The organism is Mycetocola zhadangensis (genome assembly GCF_003668565.1).
Lineage (GTDB): Bacteria > Actinomycetota > Actinomycetes > Actinomycetales > Microbacteriaceae > Mycetocola_A > Mycetocola_A zhadangensis.
Genome location: NZ_RCWJ01000004.1, coordinates 106,685 through 122,025 on the forward strand (window position 1 = coordinate 106,685; position 15,341 = coordinate 122,025).

At 64.1% G+C, this 15,341-nt stretch carries 19 protein-coding genes; 8 read left to right on the plus strand and 11 right to left on the minus strand.

The genetic code is table 11. The features are described 5' to 3' along the window. The first annotated feature begins 122 nt into the window (after positions 1-122). On the plus strand, positions 123-779 hold the full coding sequence (locus D9V28_RS13270; protein ID WP_121660237.1) for a pyridoxine/pyridoxamine 5'-phosphate oxidase: 657 nt from the start codon (positions 123-125) through the stop codon (positions 777-779). 73 nt (positions 780-852) lie between these two features. Here the strand turns inward: D9V28_RS13270 and D9V28_RS13275 are convergent, their stop codons facing one another. From D9V28_RS13275 to D9V28_RS13285, 3 genes are all read right to left on the minus strand, one after another. Continuing rightward, the gene (locus D9V28_RS13275; protein ID WP_121660238.1) at positions 853-2,655 is read right to left on the minus strand and encodes an HNH endonuclease signature motif containing protein; all 1,803 of its coding nucleotides are present in this window, start codon (positions 2,653-2,655) and stop codon (positions 853-855) included. A gap of 100 nt (positions 2,656-2,755) precedes the next feature. Then, positions 2,756-2,959, minus strand: a complete 204-nt coding sequence (locus D9V28_RS13280; RefSeq protein WP_147441013.1) for a hypothetical protein — start codon at positions 2,957-2,959, stop codon at positions 2,756-2,758. Between the two features lie 20 nt (positions 2,960-2,979). Further along, complete coding sequence (locus D9V28_RS13285; protein ID WP_121660240.1) at positions 2,980-3,723, minus strand: helix-turn-helix transcriptional regulator; 744 nt, start codon at positions 3,721-3,723, stop codon at positions 2,980-2,982. Positions 3,724-3,807: 84 nt separating this feature from the next. Here D9V28_RS13285 and D9V28_RS16365 point away from each other — a divergent pair, with 84 nt between their 5' ends. The 3 genes from D9V28_RS16365 (at position 3,808) to D9V28_RS13295 (ending at position 5,236) form a co-directional block, all read left to right on the plus strand. Next, positions 3,808-4,017 (plus strand): NAD(P)H-binding protein, encoded by a 210-nt coding sequence (locus D9V28_RS16365; RefSeq protein ID WP_229728125.1) that lies wholly within the window; start codon positions 3,808-3,810, stop codon positions 4,015-4,017. Positions 4,018-4,089: 72 nt separating this feature from the next. Then, complete coding sequence (locus D9V28_RS13290) at positions 4,090-4,677, plus strand: Rossmann-fold NAD(P)-binding domain-containing protein (protein WP_229728123.1); 588 nt, start codon at positions 4,090-4,092, stop codon at positions 4,675-4,677. A gap of 130 nt (positions 4,678-4,807) precedes the next feature. Further along, positions 4,808-5,236: a VOC family protein gene (locus tag D9V28_RS13295; protein WP_121660241.1), complete on the plus strand. Its 429-nt coding sequence runs from the start codon at positions 4,808-4,810 to the stop codon at positions 5,234-5,236. Positions 5,237-5,341: 105 nt separating this feature from the next. On the opposite strand, the gene D9V28_RS13300 is transcribed toward D9V28_RS13295, so the two are convergent. Continuing rightward, on the minus strand, positions 5,342-5,800 hold the full coding sequence (locus D9V28_RS13300; protein WP_121660242.1) for a PaaI family thioesterase: 459 nt from the start codon (positions 5,798-5,800) through the stop codon (positions 5,342-5,344). Next, a complete protein-coding gene (locus D9V28_RS13305) occupies positions 5,797-6,687 on the minus strand; it encodes an LLM class flavin-dependent oxidoreductase (protein WP_121660243.1) in 891 nt (296 codons plus the stop codon). Before D9V28_RS13305 ends, D9V28_RS13300 begins: the two co-directional genes overlap by 4 nt. Before the next feature lie 115 nt (positions 6,688-6,802). Between D9V28_RS13305 and D9V28_RS13310 the strand changes: the two genes are divergently transcribed. Together D9V28_RS13310 and D9V28_RS13315 are read left to right on the plus strand one after the other, a co-directional pair. Next, a complete protein-coding gene (locus tag D9V28_RS13310; protein WP_121660244.1) occupies positions 6,803-7,909 on the plus strand; it encodes a M4 family metallopeptidase in 1,107 nt (368 codons plus the stop codon). A 10-nt stretch (positions 7,910-7,919) separates the two neighbouring features. Next, complete coding sequence (locus D9V28_RS13315) at positions 7,920-8,264, plus strand: protealysin inhibitor emfourin (RefSeq protein ID WP_121660245.1); 345 nt, start codon at positions 7,920-7,922, stop codon at positions 8,262-8,264. On the opposite strand, the gene D9V28_RS13320 is transcribed toward D9V28_RS13315, so the two are convergent. Genes D9V28_RS13320 through D9V28_RS13330 form a run of 3 tightly spaced genes read right to left on the minus strand, consistent with a single transcriptional unit; the run spans position 8,265 to position 11,303 of the window. Next, positions 8,265-9,683, minus strand: a complete 1,419-nt coding sequence (locus D9V28_RS13320; protein WP_121660246.1) for an MFS transporter — start codon at positions 9,681-9,683, stop codon at positions 8,265-8,267. Positions 9,684-9,729: 46 nt separating this feature from the next. After that, a complete protein-coding gene (locus tag D9V28_RS13325) occupies positions 9,730-10,770 on the minus strand; it encodes an LLM class flavin-dependent oxidoreductase (protein ID WP_229728122.1) in 1,041 nt (346 codons plus the stop codon). A gap of 53 nt (positions 10,771-10,823) precedes the next feature. Beyond that, positions 10,824-11,303, minus strand: a complete 480-nt coding sequence (locus tag D9V28_RS13330) for an Lrp/AsnC family transcriptional regulator (RefSeq protein WP_121660248.1) — start codon at positions 11,301-11,303, stop codon at positions 10,824-10,826. A gap of 159 nt (positions 11,304-11,462) precedes the next feature. On the opposite strand from D9V28_RS13330, the gene D9V28_RS13335 reads away from it, so the two are divergent. Then, positions 11,463-11,858 carry a DUF1304 domain-containing protein gene (locus D9V28_RS13335; protein ID WP_121660249.1) on the plus strand — a complete coding sequence of 132 codons (396 nt, stop codon included), beginning with the start codon at positions 11,463-11,465 and terminating at the stop codon, positions 11,856-11,858. A gap of 52 nt (positions 11,859-11,910) precedes the next feature. Here D9V28_RS13335 and D9V28_RS13340 read toward each other — a convergent pair whose 3' ends face one another. The 3 genes from D9V28_RS13340 to D9V28_RS13350 all read right to left on the minus strand — a co-directional run bounded on the left by D9V28_RS13340 (position 11,911) and on the right by D9V28_RS13350 (position 14,368). Next, positions 11,911-12,438 carry an adenine phosphoribosyltransferase gene (locus tag D9V28_RS13340; protein ID WP_121660250.1) on the minus strand — a complete coding sequence of 176 codons (528 nt, stop codon included), beginning with the start codon at positions 12,436-12,438 and terminating at the stop codon, positions 11,911-11,913. Between the two features lie 4 nt (positions 12,439-12,442). Continuing rightward, on the minus strand, positions 12,443-12,817 hold the full coding sequence (locus tag D9V28_RS13345; RefSeq protein ID WP_121660251.1) for an FKBP-type peptidyl-prolyl cis-trans isomerase: 375 nt from the start codon (positions 12,815-12,817) through the stop codon (positions 12,443-12,445). A 264-nt stretch (positions 12,818-13,081) separates the two neighbouring features. Next, on the minus strand, positions 13,082-14,368 hold the full coding sequence (locus D9V28_RS13350; protein ID WP_121660252.1) for a PrsW family intramembrane metalloprotease: 1,287 nt from the start codon (positions 14,366-14,368) through the stop codon (positions 13,082-13,084). A 70-nt stretch (positions 14,369-14,438) separates the two neighbouring features. On the opposite strand from D9V28_RS13350, the gene D9V28_RS13355 reads away from it, so the two are divergent. Continuing rightward, complete coding sequence (locus tag D9V28_RS13355; protein WP_121660253.1) at positions 14,439-15,332, plus strand: fumarylacetoacetate hydrolase family protein; 894 nt, start codon at positions 14,439-14,441, stop codon at positions 15,330-15,332. Positions 15,333-15,341: the final 9 nt, after the last annotated feature.

Sequence of the window (15,341 nt, forward strand, 5' to 3'; positions counted from 1 at the left end):
CCGCGGCCGTTTGACGGCAACCTCAAGAGTTTAGCAGGTTTCCAGAATCGGTTCGGCGCTAGTGTGAACGCATTCGGCACGAGTGGCTGGTGTGGTCGGTGTGCCTTTTCCGAACGGATGCCATGAGCCAGAATCTCAGGGACCTCTTGCGTTCCTTGCCCTCGTTTCCCGACGAGCTTCCAACGTTGTCGGTGGAATCGGCACCAGAGGATCCGACAGACTTGTTCATCGATTGGCTGGCCGCGGCCGTGGACGCAGCGGTGCTCGCGCCTCATGCAATGACGCTGTCGACGAGCGAGCCGAATGGGAAAGTGACGGCGCGCACCCTCGTACTCAAGGACATCGACGAGCACGGGTGGGTGTTCGCTTCGCGTGATGACGGAGCGAAGGCACGGGATTTGGGCGCGAACCCGTTCGCGGCGCTCACCTTCTTCTGGCCACAGCTCGGCAGGCAGGTTCGAGTGACCGGTGCAGTGCGAAAGCGGTCGCGGGCGGACAGCGAAGCCGACTTTCTGGGAAGACCCGCTGCTTCGCGGGCGTCGGCGCTGGTCGGACATCAAAGTGAACCTCTCGAATCGCTTGACGCCTACCGGGACGCCTACGCGGATGCGGCAGCTCGCGTGAGCGAGAACCCGTCACTTGTGGCGCGAACGTGGAGCACCTGGTCGATTGCTCCCGATGAGGTCGAATTTTGGCAGGCGTCCAGAGATCGGGGGCATGTGCGGTTGAGGTATCGCCAGCATGCACGCAAATGGGAACACGGGCTGCTCTGGCCGTAGCCTCGGCACGGCACTCGTTAGAGCAACATCCCTCGTGAGCGTCCCTCTCGAGCAGCGCCACGTCGGAGGTTTATCAGAACGGCGCGGATTCGGTGCCGTCACTCTGACCGCTCGTCGTCTCTGGCGGCCAAATCGGCAGAACGACCTCCGGCGCCGTGACGTACTTTCGCTTCAAGGGCGAGGTCCACTCGAGGAACCCGCCACCGGTTTGCTTCACCGTCCAGGCCGTTTGGTGCTTGAGCTTGTGATGGGGAGGACACAGACTCGCAAGATTGACGTAGTCGGACTTTCCGGCGAACTGCCAGTCCACTGTGTGGTCGATGTCGCACTCAGCGGCTGAACGGTTGCATCCGTAGCCACGGCAGGTTCCGTCCCTGAGTTCCAGCGCCAGCCGCAGATCCTTGGGCACCTTGTACTTGTCTCGACCGAGAGACAACGGCACGCCCGTTTCCGGGTGAACGAGAAGTCGCATGAACGACTTCGCTTCTCCGGCGAGCTGACGAGCCGTTTCCGGATCGATGGGTCCATACCCTTCAAGTTCTGCCGGCTCGTCACTCTTGCCCAGGAGGGTCATTACGGGCACCGTGACGATGACGGTCGGTCGAAATCCTCGAAGGGCACCGCCCCGCCTGTGCTTACGTTCGCGTCGTGGCATCGACTGCGCTGCATCCTCAACCTCCGTTGTCGGTGTCGTCGAGCCATCGATGTTCGCGCCTGCGGGGTCAGCGTCGGCGCATGCGGGGCCAGCGTCGGCGCTTGCCGCATCTGACCCAACGCGTCCGGCGCCGCATCCGACTCCATCGTCGGGCGCTGGACACCCACACTCGAGCCGAGGCGCCGCGCCGAGCGGCAGCTTCTGCTGGACGCTCTCGAGGAGATGATCCACCGCGACATCCAGACTGAGCTGCGTTAGCGTCCGAGGTTCGTCATCACGTTGCAGCGCCATTGCTTCGGCTCGAACGGAGTTGTAGAAGGCGACCGCCGTTGCGGCCGGCTGATAGAGGTTGATCCAGGCCATGCCATCGAGGTCGGCCTGAAACTCCATCCGTCGCCGCTCGAACGCTGTGCGTTTGCGATTGGTGATGGACTCTGGATGTGTACGTTCCCTGAGCTTTCGTGCCCGCGCGGTGAACTTCGCCGCAGTGAGCGACTTCGCGGCGGGAAGCACCTTCTCCTCAAAGTCGGCCCGAGCGTCACTCGGCAGGGTTAGCACCTGGTCAACCATTGCCTGTGCGTGCCGGTAGGAGATCTGCCCCTCGGCGAGCGCCTCAAGCGTTGCCGGCAGCTGGTGCGCCAGCGTCTCACTGTCAGAAATGAGCGACGACGCCGTGCTTTCAGGAATGCGGAGAGCGCTGGAAAGCTCCCAAGTGAAAGACCGTCGCGCTAGGTCCTGCACTTCTGCGTCAGTGTGTGGTGGACCGAGAACGACCACCGACCGCGCGGTCACCTCGCTCCATGCCCGAGCCTGGTCGATGAGAAGCGCTCGTGTCGCGTGGGCCCTGGAGATCAGCTCGTCCACGGTGACGATGCCATCCACGAGGGCCGACAGCGCGTCGGCGTTCAGTGCGTTCTGCGTAGGAGGACTCTCCAGAGGGTCATCGTCGCCGAAATCCGAGGGCATGTCGATCAACAGCTCGTCGTCACTGGGGTACCCATCGAGCGACCACTCGTCAGGCAACACGTCGTTCGTTCTCAAATCGTCGGGAAACGGCTCGTCGTCCGGAATCTCGAGCGGCAAGACTTCGTCGGTCGGGCCATCGTCCGGCGGCAGTTCCCGCGGCTGCAACCAGTACGGAGGAATCTCATCGAGGAATTGTTCGTCTGATGGGCGCCCATCTGGTGGCGGCGGGTCTATAAACTCTGCGTCATCGTTCATGACTTAAGTAGACACCAAGCCACTGACATTGCTTCGAATCAAGTGCGGCTGCTATTTACCGCTTATCGAAGATTCGTTCGATAGCTCCTCGAGCGTCTGACTATCCTGCGAGGGGCCGACGCCGAACTCTCCGCATCACCATGACGTCAACCGGCGCCGTCAGCCCCGCAGCGAGCAGCAACGCCAGCCACTGGCCAGTCGTGACACTCACCCACACACCGAGACCAAGGACCACGACCGAAAACACAATGGCGACGACCCACAACCAACGCTGTGCGCCATCGGCGCTTTCTGGAGTGCTCATGCTGTCACTGTACTCAGGTGTCATTGCTCGCCTCTAGATGCCCGACCAGACTCATCGTTTGAGAACGCGCTTTCGCCAAAGTTGCTTGCGAGCCAATCGCCGACGGAGTCGTAGGGAAATTCGTGATGCCGATAGTGACCGGGGATGGGGTGAATTGCCTGCATCCGGTCGAGTCGGAAAAGGCGCCAGTCGTCGCGGTCGACGTCGTAGGCGATGACATACCAAAGCCGCTGACGCAGGATGTGGCGATAGGGCTCGACAATGCGGTGGGTCTCACGCCCGTTCTGGTCGGTGTAGTCGAACGCGATGCGTGAGCCAGAGGCCACGGCTTCAGCGAGGGTGCCGATGCGTGTCCAGTCGAGCGGGGCCGGTTTCTCCTGAAGGATCTGAGTCGAGAGCGCGGTGGCGACAGCACGCTGACGCAGTCCGGGCGGAAGCACCTGCTCGAGCTTGAGCCGAGCCGCGTTGACCGACGGGTCATCCGGCGACCACGCCCCCAGCACCAGCAGGCCAGTAACGATGGTGGAGATCTCGTCGGGGCTGAACAGGAGGGGCGGAATCTTCATGCTGGGCTGCAGTTGGTACCCGGCCCCAGGGCCTGGCCGCGACTGTACGTCGTATCCAAGGTCGCGCAGTCGCCGAGCGTCACGTCGCACCGTTCGCTCGCTCACCTGCAGGCGACCGGCCAGCTCGCGCAGGTTCCACTCTCGACCGCTCTGGAGCAGGGACAGCATTGCGAGCGATCGAGCCGATGGCGAGTCCATGTGTCCATCATTGGTCACGATGCGGCCAGTATCTGGCCGCATCCCTCACTAGCGTGTTGGGCACCCCATGAAAAGGAGCTCCCGATGCAAATCGCCCTCACGACCCCTCGCGGAAACGTCGGCAGCCACCTGGTCCGCATGCTGATCCGAGCCGGCGTGAGGCCGCTGCTGCTCGTCCGCCACCCTGACGGCGTGCCCGAACCCCTCATGCGACACGTCGACATCGCGCAAGCAGATTCGTTCGATCCGCATGAGGTCAGCGCGGCCACTCGCAACGTTCAGGCCATCTACTGAGTCGACCCACCGGCTCAGTCCCCCAATCCCCTCTCGGACTACGCCCGAGCGAACGAGGCGATCACCGCCGCGGTGCGCAGCAACGGCATCGAGCGTGTCGTATTTCAGAGCAGCGTCGGCGCAGAGAAGCGCCACGGCGCCGGGGAGATCGACGGACTGGCTGCGACCGAGGTCGCCCTCGACGGGCTCGGCGTAGATGTGACCCACCTGCGGTGCGGATATTTCTTCACCAACCTCCTGATGGACATCGACTCCATCAAGGCCGGAAAGCTCCAGACCGTGCTGCCACTCGACCTGCCGATGAGCTGGGTGGCCCCGCGAGACATCGCCGAGGTGGCCGCGCTGAACCTTCTGAACCGAGGCTGGACGGGCCGCCGCGTCCAAGCTGTGCACGGACCGGAAGATTTGTCCTGGTCGTCCGTCGCCGCAACGCTGACGCACGAGCTCGGTCGGGAGGTGCAGGTGGAACGAATCCCCGACGACCAGATGTACCGGCAGTACCTTTCAGCCGGCATGCCGCCGACCCTGGCCGACGCGGTGCTTGGCATGTCAACCGGACTGCGCGACGACTTCGCTCCCGAGCAGGCGCGCTCGGTCGTGACCACGACGCCAACGAGCCTGCGCGCATGGGTGCGGGACGAGCTCATCCCGATGCTCTAGCCACCCCGACAGCCTCTGCCCCGACACCGCACGCAGCGACCGGCCGCTGTCTCCCACTGGCCCACAACCGCCGGTCAGTACAGCGGAATGTGGTCTTCCCGTACATTCCCACCGATGGCATGCTGACAACATGGACCCCCGTCTGCACTTCCTCACCATCGCCACAGCCGATCTCGACGCGGCCCGCAGCTTCTACAGCGAGGCCCTCGGCTGGGAACCGCTCGTCGACGTACCGAACGAGATCATCTTCTTCCAGGTCGGGCCTGGCCTCGCGCTTGGCCTGTACGACGCTCGCGCGTTCAATGACGATCTCCACCGCCCAGGAACGGCGCAGCCGTCAGGCCTCACCCTGTCGCACAACGTTGACAGCCCCGCTCTCGTCGACGAAACGATCGAGTCCCTCCTGAGCGCTGGCGCGACACCCCTCACCACACCGCAGTTCGCTGCATTCGGTGGCTACCACGGCCACGTCACAGACCCGAACGGCGTCATCTGGGAGATCGCGCACAACCCGGCCTGGAGTATCGACGAGACAGGCGCCGTTCTTCTCGGCGAGTGAGGGAAATTACTTCAAACGGATGCCATCACTCGCGTTCACCTGGACCACTCCCCTCAAGCCGACTAGCGCGACCCAGACGAACGACCGGCGCCCCGAGCGAACGACCTATGCCGACCGCTCGAACACCAGCAGGCTCGACGTCGCCGTCGCGAGAACGCGACCGTCGACATCCGTCAGCGCAGCCGACGCGAAAGCGGCGCGCCGTCCGAACGAGATGAGGTTCGCCTCAGCGCGCACCAGACCCGTGTCGACACTCATCGGCCGGTGATACGAGGTCTTGAGCTCAAGCATCGTGTACCCCTGCGTTGGCGAAAGCCGGGTGTGCACAGCGGTGCCGCAGGCTGAGTCGAGCAGCGCAGCAGCGAACCCGCCGTGCACAGAGCCGATCGGATTGAGAACGTGCGGGCCAGGTGTGCCCTCAAACACAGCACTCCCCCTGCCCACCTCAACGAGAGCGAACCCGAGTGTTTCGCAGATCGACGGCATCTGCCCCGCAGCAAGCATGGCCTGCAACTGCTCAAGTCCGTTCAGACCGGCGGACTCGGGTGCGTCGAGAATATTCATCCCCTCAGCTTAGGCAACAGCGCTGCGACCTCATCGAGCACCGACTCGTCCCCGGCATAGATGCCGTTCGCCCGCGGCCAGTGGGTGAGCACCTCGGTGAACCCAAGCTCGGCGGCCCGGCCGACGGTGTCTTCGAAGCGTGCGACACTGTCAAGCGCGAAAGAGCCGCCCGAGTCGATCATCAGGTATCTCTCCACAGACAATGGGTCGGTGCCGACCGACCACGCGGCATCCTCAAATCGGGAACCGAGCGACGCCACCGATTTCCACCAGTTGTCACCCACCTCACCGTCGACGCCAGTGGTCACCCAGCCTGCGCCGTACTCCGCAGCGACGCGCATGCCCTTCGGCCCGTTCGCGGCGACCACGAACGGCACCCTCGGTTGCTGTGCCGGCTCGCCGACCATGCGAGCACCCACCGCCGTGTACCAGTCCCCAGAGAAGCTGACACCGCCGCTTCCCGGCAGCTCAAACCGCAGCAAGGCGTCAAGATCAGAAACGAATTCCGCGAACCTGTCGTGCCGCTCACGCGGAGTCAGCTCGGCGTCGCCAAGCACGAACGCGTCGAAACCGGTGCCACCAGCACCGATGCCGAGCACGAACCGGCCGCCGGAGATCTCGTCGACCGTTGCAATATCCTTCGCAAACGGCACGGGATGCCGGAAGTTCGGCGAGGCGACAATCGTGCCAAGTCGAATGTGATTTGTGACAACGGATGCCGCGGTGAGCGTTGGTATTGTCGCCTGCCACGGCTCATCGGCGAGGCTTCGCCAGGAGAGGTGGTCATAGGTCCACGCCGAGTCGAACCCCAACTCTTCAGCGCCCTGCCACTTTCGCTTCGCCTCTGGCCACTGGTCCTGGGGAAGGATGATGATTCCACAACGCATGACCGCAGTCTAGGGAACGCCAGCCGCTGCTCGTTGCGCCTCTGGGTGGCGCCGGAACTCGAAAACGCCTGTCAAGGGTGACCCGGATGTCGGCGGCCAGTGCCACACTTTCGCCATGAGCACGCACACCGACTTGGGCACCGCCAGCGCACGCTGCTTCATCGTGCCTCCGTATCTTCTCGACCACATAGCCAATCTCAACAACCCGCGACTCGAACACGCGTCGAATGCCGCCAAGCGGGCCCTCACCTCCGGGCCCCCGTTCCGCTCGGTACGAAGGGGAGAGCCCGCTCCCCCGCAGCGAACTATGCGTTCGGGCGGCGAGGCTGCACAGCGGCAGGGCGAGCCTGGCCAACCGACCCGCTTCATTTCGGATGCCGGAAATACGGAGGAGCTGCCGGGCCGCCTGGTGCGGTCAGAGGGTGAACCGGCGACGGGTGATGAGACCGTCACAGAGGCGTACGACGGGCTTGGCGACACATACGCGCTCTTCTGGGAGGCCTTCACTCGGGACTCCATCGACGGCAACGGCATTCCGCTTGCCGCCACGGTCCACTTCGGTGAGGCGTACGACAACGCGTTCTGGGACGGCACCCAGATGGTGTTCGGTGACGGTGATGGCCAGATCTTCGTGGGCTTCACCAACTCGTTGAGCGTCATCGGCCACGAACTTGCCCACGGGGTCACCCAGTACACCGCAAACCTGGTCTACTCCGGCCAGCCAGGTGCACTGAACGAATCAGTCTCCGATGTGTTCGGTGCGCTCGTCGAGCAGCATTCCCGAGGCCAGAGCGCGAACGAGGCCAGCTGGCTCATCGGCGAGGGCATCTTCTCCGACGAGGTCGAGGGCCAGGCGCTCCGGTCGATGAAGGCACCGGGAACCGCATACGACGATGACGTCCTCGGCAAAGACCCTCAGCCCGCAGACATGAGCGGGTACATCGAAACCGACGACGACAATGGCGGGGTTCACCTCAATTCAGGCATCCCCAACCGCGCGTTCTACCTTGCCGCCACCGCCATCGGCGGCAACGCCTGGGAGGCGCCCGGGCAGATCTGGTACGAGACACTCACCACCGAGATCAAGGCGAACACAGACTTCCGCCAGTTCGCCGAGGCGACGATCACCGTGGCGTCACGCCTCTTCGGCAACGAGTCCCGCGAAACCGAAGCCGTGCGTTCCGGCTGGCAAACTGTAGGAGTCATCGCGCAACCGGAGTAGCATTCCCGGCATGAAGGTGACCGTGACCCGAAGCGGCGGCTTTGCCGGGCTGTCGACGCGCTGGGAAGTCCGCGTCGACGAACAACCCGACGAGGACTCGTGGCTTCTGCTGCTGCGCGACCTGCCCTGGGACGCACAGCGGCAGGTGCCACCGCAGCCCGACCGCTACATCTACCGCATTCGGTGCGAGCCGGTTCCGGCTGCGCGGCCGGAGCCGAGGGAGGCGGTCATCCCCGAGCAGTCGCTCACCGGCGGCTGGCGTGAGCTTGTCGATCGTGTCCGCCACCTCGACACGACGCCCGAGCGCCCCACACCGTCGAGCCGCACCAGGAAGCGCGGTTCGACGGGCTTCTGATCAGGCCGACTGGTCGGCGAGAGGAGCAAACTCCTCGAGCGCCTTGCCTCGCTTGTCGGCGAGCGTGAGCGCTGCACCGGCCGCGACCAGGAAGAACGCGGCAAACACGCTGAACAAGAGCACGCTTCCACCGATGCCTGTGAGGATCGGCACGAGCAGCGGCGCGATAATCGACGCGATGCGGCCGATGCCTGCTGCCCACCCCGACCCGGTCGCACGCAGTTCGGTCGGATACAGCTCCGGCGTCACTGCGTACAGGGCACCCCACGCTCCAAGGTTGAAGAATGAGAGCAGCATGCCAGCTCCGATCACCTGCCACTCGAGTTCAGCCATGCCGAACGCAACCGCAGACAACGCCGAGCCGGTGAGGAAAACGGCCAGGGTTTTGTTCCGCCCCCACTTCTCAACGAGGTAGGCCGCCACGAGGTAGCCCGGCAATTGCGCAAGCGTGATGATGAGCGTGTACTCGAAGGACTTCACAAGCGAGAAACCGGATGCCACGAGGAGCGACGGGAGCCACACGAACGCTCCGTAGTAGGAGAAGTTGACGCAGAACCAGACCACCCAGAGGGCGAGAGTCTGCGTGCGGTGCGAAGCCGCCCAGAGCGCGGCGACCTGCTGTCGTGCGGTCAGGCGAGGGTGTGCGGCCGGAACGGCCGAGGACACGTTCCCCGTGCGGGAATCGGCCGCCTCATCAACCTGAGCGGTTTCGCTGACGGGAGCGACAGCATCCGCTCGCCCCGCAGACTCCTCAAACAACCGCACCGTCGCTTCGGCCTCGGCGGTGCGCCCACGTGCCTCGAGGAAGCGAACGGACTCGGGCATGGCGAATCGCACGATCACCGCGTAGATCGCCGGCACGGCACCGATGGCCAGGGCCCAGCGCCACCCGTTGTCGCTCAGGGGCACGATGAAGTACCCGATCAGGGCAGCGACGGTCCAGCCGACCGCCCAGAACGCCTCGAGCAGCACGATGACGCGTCCGCGGATGCGTGGCGGCGCGAACTCCGACATGTACGTCGACGCGACCGGAAGCTCGGCGCCCAGGCCGAGCCCGACGATGAAGCGCAACACGATGAGCACGCCGAGCGACCACGACAGGGCGGCCGCTCCGGTTGCGATGCCGAACACCAGCAGCGTGATCGCGAAGACCTGGCGGCGGCCGAGCCGGTCGGCCAGCAGTCCGCCGAGGCTGGCGCCCACGGCCATGCCGACGAACCCAGCCGACGCGATCCAGCTCAGCTCGGTGCTTCCGAGCTGCCAGGTGACGGCGAGCTGCGCCAGGACGAACGAGATGAGTCCGACGTCCATGGCGTCCAGCGCCCAACCGACGCCGGAACCGACGAGGAGTTTCCTGTGCTTCTTCGTGAATGGCAGGGCGTCAAGTCTCGCCAGCCGCGAGCTCTGAGGTAACGTCATCTGCCTATTCTGGCGGGTTCAGCACGCTCGAGTGATCAGGTTGCGATCAGGACGGAAGCAACTGCTCGGCAAGCAACCGCAACGTCTGCACTCGGCCGGGCGTCTCGGACAAGCTCTCGGCCTCGTACGCTGACGCCCCTGGCGACACCATGACCTCGTCGACGTCGAAACGCTTCGCGAGTTCACGCACGCGCTCAGCCGCTGCCACAGGTTCGTCGATGATCCATGAGCCGAGCGAACCGGCGATGAACTCGTCCTGCAGCGGTGTCATTGTGGTGTTCGCGGCTTCCTCGACGGTGGCAAGCCTGCCGAGCTTTTCGTTGCTGCGCAGTCGCGCCATGTGCTGCAGGTTCGGGAGAGCAAGCGAATACGCTTCGGATGCCGTCGGTGCGGCCACGACGTTTGCTGTCACGAAGGTGCGTGGTGCTGAAAGGAACTCAGACGGCCGGAACTGCCCACGGTAGATCTCGAGGGCACGTTCGGCGCCGTGTCCTGCGAAGTGGTGTGCGAACACGTAAGGAAGTCCGAGCGAAGCGGCGAGCGCCGCCGAGTAGTCGCTCGACCCGAGCAGCCACACGTCGGGGGTGCTCGTTGCCGCAGGCGTCGCGCGCAGTTCGTACTCGGTTCCGCTGGTCAGCCTGACCGTCGCACCCTCGTCGCCGAGCAGCGCGACAATGTCGCTGACGTAATTCGGAAACTGGTTGACATCGCTCGTCGCACCCGACCGGTTGAGCACGGCCGTGACGACCGGGTCGCTCCCAGGGGCCCGGCCAATGCCGAGGTCGATACGGCCGGGAGCGCTCGCCTCGAGCAGCGCGAACTGCTCGGCCACAACGAGCGGGGCGTGGTTCGGGAGCATGACGCCACCGGAACCGACACGGATGTTGTCGGTGTGTGCTGCGAGGATCCCGATGATGACAGCGGGGTTCGTCGACGCCACTGACGGCATGTTGTGGTGTTCGGCCACCCAGTAACGGGTGTAGCCGAGGGCATCAGCCGCCTTGGCCAGGTCAACCGATGCGGCAAGCGCATTGGCGGAGGACTGCCGTGAGCGCACGGGCACGAGATCAAGTACAGAGAGTTTCACAAACACAACCTTTCGAGAGGTCCAAGGCGTCGGACGCCTCTCGCATTCCCGAACTAGGCGAGAAGTTGCTGCCAGCCCGTTCCTGCGGCGTGCTCGAAGACGAGGTTGGTTTCCGTGTGTGCGACGGCGGGGTGACCTGTGAGGTACTGCACCACAAACTCCCGCAGGTCAGCCGTACTTCGTGCCGCGACGTGCATCAGGTAGTCGTCCCTGCCGCCCATGTGGAACATCGAGAGCACGCCAGGCCAGGTCGGCGCTTCCTTTCGGAACTTCTGGATGTCGGCACGGTTGTGCTGGGCGAGCTGCACGGCGATGAGGGCCTGCAGCGGTGCGCCGAGAACGGCCAAATCGATGTCTGCGTGATAGCCGGTGATGTGTCCTGACTGGTGCAGGCGGCGCAGCCGCAGAGACACCGTCGATTCGGCCAGGCCGAGATCCGCCGCGAGCTGAGACCCGGAGGCCCGGGCGTTGCTGGAGAGCGCACGCAGGAGTGCACGATCCGTGCTGTCGAGTTGTGGTTTCTTCGATTCCATGGCGTGTTCCCCGTCGGCGCGTGCATGATCTTCGGTTTTTGTGCGCTTTGTTCATACTACTTCCCGGAACCGTGTACCCGCGCCGCACCAACGGGTCCAGCGGTTCCACCTGCAACCGAACGCTGGCCACCGGGACAACACGGGCAATAGGCTCACCCCATGGTCATCCTCATCACGATCGCCGCCACACTCTCAGCCGCGGTCCACGTGCTCATCTTCTATTGGGAATCCCTCGCGTGGACGCGTCCCGCCGTGTGGAAGCGTTTCGGCCTGGCGAGTGCTGAGGAGGCCCAGACGACGAGAGTGCTCGCCTATAACCAGGGCTTCTACAACCTGTTCCTCGGCATCGGTGCCCTGATCGGGTCGATCATGTACGGCATCGGCTGGACAGACGCCGGTTTCGCGCTGGGGATTTTCGCCGTTGGATGCATGCTTGCCGCCGCTATCGTGCTTGCGACAAGCGGCAAGGGCCGACTGCGCGCAGCCTTCGTGCAGGGGTTCTTTCCCCTTCTCACGGTCGTTCTCTACCTCGCCAGCTGGAGCATCGAGCATTAAACCGATTTCGCCCCGTCCGGAACACCCAAACGGGGCGAAATTGACAGGGAGTTTAAGCGCGTTCAGCGACGATCGAGTAGACATCGTATGCACCGAGGCGCTCTCGACCGCCGAGTCCGTCGAGCTCGAGGACGAGCCCGATGCCTGCGACCGAATAGCCTGAGCGCTCGACCAGCCGAGCTGCGGCCGACGAGCTTCCACCCGTTGCGAGCACGTCGTCAACGATGAGCACCCGGCTGCCCTGGGCCAGCTGGCCCGGCCGGATTTCAAGCGTGGCGGTTCCGTATTCGAGGGCGTAGTCCTCGGCGAGCACCTCGCCGGGCAGTTTGCCTGCCTTACGCACGGCAACAAGCGGAACATGCTCGGCGTATGCAATGGCCGCCGCCAGGAGGAACCCTCGAGCCTCGACGCCGACGACCGCATCAAACCGGCCATGAAATCGTGCTGCCAGGTCATCGATAACCGCTGTGAAGGCATCCGCGTCCGCGAAGACAGGCGTCAGGTCACGAAACACGATCCCCGACTTCGGAAAGTCGGGGATCGTGTCACTCAGCTCAAGAACGAGCTCTGAGACGTTCAATTTTCTACTTCACGCCCAGGAGGTCGATGACGAAGATGAGGGTCTGGCCGCTGAGCGGGTGTCCGCTGCCCGCTGGCCCGTATGCAAGCGCGGGCGGGCAGGTGATCTTGCGACGTCCGCCGACCTTCATGCCGGGGATACCCTCTTGCCAGCCACGGATGAGGTTGGAGAGCGGGAAGTTGATCGGCTCGCCGCGGCTCCATGACGAGTCGAACTCGTCACCGGTGTCGTAGCTGACGCCGAGGTAGTGCACGTTGACGGTGGAGGATGCCTGTGCTTCGTCTCCCTCACCGACGGTGATGTCGACGACCTCGAGTTCCGACGGTGCTGGACCCTCTGGGGCGTCGATTTCGGGCTTGGTGTTCTGCGATTGGGTCATGTGACAATACAACCGCCTTCATGAGCGCGCGTCAAAAGTGAGCGTCCGGTGCGGTATCCTTCCTCCGCCACGTAACGACTGCTCGATCGCCCAGGAAACGGGAGCCTGTCCCACCGAAAAACTCTTGCATTCCGGGCGGAGCGGGTGCATCCTGATAACGAGTAACTCATCGCCCAGTCGACTTGCCGGCATTGCCGCAGCACCGGGCGATGAGTTCTTAACGTGGGGCCGAGAATAGTTCGGCGACGGCTGCAGCGAAGAACGTCAGGGACCGAGCAGCACCTGGCGATCGTTCGCAACAGCCGCGAGCAGCTCCTGCTCAGTCTCGCGGTGAACGAGGTCATTGCGTCCGGTGATGATGCGTTGGCGGGTGAACGCGAGACGCGTGGCATCCTGTGCAAATTGTTTCATAACGCCGGCCTTATTGCCCGGAAGGGTGCGCGCCCAAGAAATCGCCTGGCGACGCCCGGACCACGATGCAAGCATCTGCACCTCGGCCGGGACGAACCACCCGGCGGCGGCGTATTCGCTCAGCCGAGCATGGGTCAGCCGGATCTCGTGCCTGCGGACGAGAATCGTCATGACGATGAGGGCGACGAAGATCGGCACCTGGATCAGGCCGTAGTACAGCGCGTACGACTCGAGCGAAGAGATGAAGAAGAGCGATCCGTTCCACAGTGCGTGCAGCAGGATGGCTCCGATCAGCCCAAGGCTGAACCAGCCGATCAGTCCCCTGCCGTTCCGGAGGGCGGCAACGCCGATCGCGAGACCAATGAGTGCCGTGAACGTGACGTGGGCGAACGGCGCGAGGATGGCGCGCATGAAGAAGGTCGCGGAGAGTTCGCCAATTCCACCTTCGACGAGGGCGATGGCGAAGTACTGGATGTTCTCGGTGAAGGCGAAGCCAGCCGCGACGATCGCCGCGTAGACGAGACCGTCAACCGGCCCTGTGAAGTGTTTTCGCGTCGCGAAGAAGAGAATGAGCACGCCGATACCCTTCGCGGTCTCCTCGACGATCGGCGCCTGAAGAGCTGCCTGGAGGAACGTCGCAGTGCTCTCCCCCGTCGTTGCGATTGCGGCGATTTCGATGGTGAGTCCCACGAGAAGCGCGATGGCGATGGAGGCGGCGGCGCCCCAGAGGAAACCAAAAAGCAGGGCGAGCCGGGGTTCAGGCTCCCACCTGTCGATCCACCGAACCGCTGCGAGCACGACGCCGAGCGGGAGAAGCGCGATGAGAAAGCCGACGAGCGTTGCTGCTGGTCCAAGGAAAAGCACAAAGTAACCGAGCACACACAGCAGCACGAGCGACAGAAGAGCGACGCCGATGATGCCGAGGATGGCCCCGGTGGGCGTCCGTGACACGGGCTGAGTCCAGACCGGCTGCACCCAGGCGTGCGGGGCGACCGGCTGAGTGTAGACGGGCTGACCGAAGCCTGCCGGGTTCGAGTACGCGGCGCCCGTATAGACCTGGAGCGGCTGATGGACGCCGTGCCCGCCTGAAGCGCTGTTGTGCGGAGTGGACGGATAACCACCAGGAAACTCGTTCGCCATTGGAATAGCGTACTGGTTCCTGCATCAGCACTGCGCCCGCTCTGGCTGCACCGTCGGCTAGCCTGAAGGAGTGAGATTTGCACACCTGATCGATGACGCCCACCCGACCGCTCCCGGCATCTCCCCCGCTCGTCTTGCGGTGGTTTTTGGCGAAGGGGCCGTCTTCCTCGATGAAATCCTCGACGACGCGCCTGCCGACCTGCAGGAGCTGCTCGAACGGGGTGACGACGAGCTGGCCCGTGTGACGGCGCTGTCGCAGGCAGCGGTTGCGCAGGGCGTCGAACCAACGCCGCTGTCACAGCTCACTCATGCGTCTGCGGTGCTTCGCCCGCCGCAGATCATTGCCATCGGACTCAACTATTCAGCGCACTCCTCCGAGTTGAACGTCAAAGCCGACGCCGCTCCCACCGTGTTCTCGCTCTGGCCAAACTCGCTCGCCGGTCACGGTGGCACAACCGCCTGGCCCCGGTCGCTCAGCGAATCAATTGACTACGAAGCCGAATTGGGCGTCATCATCGGCAAGCCCGCGAAGGACGTCTCCGAAGCGGATGCCCTCGATTACGTTTTCGGGTACACGGTCGTCAACGACATCACAGCGCGTGACATCCAGTTCTCGGAGACGCAGTGGAGCAGGTGCAAGTCTTTCGACGGCTTCACCCCCACAGGCCCCACAGTTGTGACTCGGGATGAAATCGCTGATCCGCAGGCGCTGCACGTCACAACCATGCTCGACGGGCACCTGATGCAGGACTCGACGACCGGTTTGATGGTGCGCAGCGTGGCCAAGCTCATCGCGCACCTGTCTCGCTCGGCGACACTGCTGCCTGGCACCCTGATCTCAACGGGAAGCCCAGGCGGAGCGGGTTACTCGCGTGAGCCGCAGGTCTTCCTGCGGGACTGGTCGACGGTGACGGTTGCGGTTGAGGGCGTCGGTTCGCTCACCACTCACTGCCGGATGAGCTAACGGGGCCTT

What these genes read in the sequence shown, in the direction of transcription:
- D9V28_RS13270 (WP_121660237.1), top strand. Translation starts at nt 123, where the DNA reads ATGAGCCAGAATCTCAGGGACCTCTTGCGTTCCTTGCCCTCGTTTCCC.
- D9V28_RS13275 (WP_121660238.1), bottom strand. Translation starts at nt 2,655, where the DNA reads ATGAACGATGACGCAGAGTTTATAGACCCGCCGCCACCAGATGGGCGC.
- D9V28_RS13280 (WP_147441013.1), bottom strand. Translation starts at nt 2,959, where the DNA reads ATGAGCACTCCAGAAAGCGCCGATGGCGCACAGCGTTGGTTGTGGGTC.
- D9V28_RS13285 (WP_121660240.1), bottom strand. Translation starts at nt 3,723, where the DNA reads ATGGACTCGCCATCGGCTCGATCGCTCGCAATGCTGTCCCTGCTCCAG.
- D9V28_RS16365 (WP_229728125.1), top strand. Translation starts at nt 3,808, where the DNA reads ATGCAAATCGCCCTCACGACCCCTCGCGGAAACGTCGGCAGCCACCTG.
- D9V28_RS13295 (WP_121660241.1), top strand. Translation starts at nt 4,808, where the DNA reads ATGGACCCCCGTCTGCACTTCCTCACCATCGCCACAGCCGATCTCGAC.
- D9V28_RS13300 (WP_121660242.1), bottom strand. Translation starts at nt 5,800, where the DNA reads ATGAATATTCTCGACGCACCCGAGTCCGCCGGTCTGAACGGACTTGAG.
- D9V28_RS13305 (WP_121660243.1), bottom strand. Translation starts at nt 6,687, where the DNA reads ATGCGTTGTGGAATCATCATCCTTCCCCAGGACCAGTGGCCAGAGGCG.
- D9V28_RS13310 (WP_121660244.1), top strand. Translation starts at nt 6,803, where the DNA reads ATGAGCACGCACACCGACTTGGGCACCGCCAGCGCACGCTGCTTCATC.
- D9V28_RS13315 (WP_121660245.1), top strand. Translation starts at nt 7,920, where the DNA reads ATGAAGGTGACCGTGACCCGAAGCGGCGGCTTTGCCGGGCTGTCGACG.
- D9V28_RS13320 (WP_121660246.1), bottom strand. Translation starts at nt 9,683, where the DNA reads ATGACGTTACCTCAGAGCTCGCGGCTGGCGAGACTTGACGCCCTGCCA.
- D9V28_RS13330 (WP_121660248.1), bottom strand. Translation starts at nt 11,303, where the DNA reads ATGGAATCGAAGAAACCACAACTCGACAGCACGGATCGTGCACTCCTG.
- D9V28_RS13335 (WP_121660249.1), top strand. Translation starts at nt 11,463, where the DNA reads ATGGTCATCCTCATCACGATCGCCGCCACACTCTCAGCCGCGGTCCAC.
- D9V28_RS13345 (WP_121660251.1), bottom strand. Translation starts at nt 12,817, where the DNA reads ATGACCCAATCGCAGAACACCAAGCCCGAAATCGACGCCCCAGAGGGT.
- D9V28_RS13350 (WP_121660252.1), bottom strand. Translation starts at nt 14,368, where the DNA reads ATGGCGAACGAGTTTCCTGGTGGTTATCCGTCCACTCCGCACAACAGC.